This is a genomic window from Microbacterium shaanxiense, assembly GCF_054779995.1.
In genome coordinates, this window is the sequence record NZ_BAAGXE010000011.1 from 1 (window position 1) to 692 (window position 692).

A 692-nucleotide genomic window follows, 5' to 3' on the forward strand; every position below is an offset into this window, starting at 1 on the left:
CGCACTGATCCCTGTGATCGAGCGGATCCATGCGGAGAACTACGGCGTTTACGGGGCGAGGAAGATTTGGCATGCGATGCGTCGGGAGGGCTGGGTCATCGGACGCGATCAGGTCGCTCGCCTCATGCGCAAGACTGGTCTTGCCGGCGTGATTCGTGGGCGCGCACCACGCACCACGATCCCCTCACGAGTCCCGGATGATCGCCCGGATCTCGTCGAGCGGCGTTTCGTCGCGGACAGGCCGAACCGGCTCTGGGTCGCCGATATCACCTACGTCCGCACCACGGCAGGATTCTGTTACACCGCGTTCGTCACCGACGTATTCTCGAGGAGGATCGTCGGCTGGGCGACCCGGTCGACGATGCGCACAGAAGATCTTCCATTGGAAGCGCTCGAGCACGCCCTTGTGTCTGCGAAAGACCAGGCCATCGATGGGCTGGTCCACCACTCGGACCGCGGAAGCCAATACGTGTCCATCCGCTACTCCGAGCGGCTCGCTGAAGCCCGGATCACTGGCTCGGTCGGCACAGTCGGCGACAGCTATGACAACGCCCTCGCCGAGGCCGTGAACGGGCTCTACAAGGCCGAACTCATCCACGCCCGCCCAGCCTGGCCCTCCGTGACCGAGGTCGAGTTCCAGACGATGAACTGGGTCGACTGGTGGAACAACAAGCGTCTCCACGAAGCTCTCG

The 692-nt window shown here is 63.7% G+C and carries 1 protein-coding gene; it reads left to right on the forward strand.

Translation table 11 applies throughout. The features are described from left to right. On the forward strand, window positions 1-692 hold a 692-nt coding region (locus ACYVG2_RS18980; RefSeq protein ID WP_460782416.1), incomplete at both ends, for an IS3 family transposase.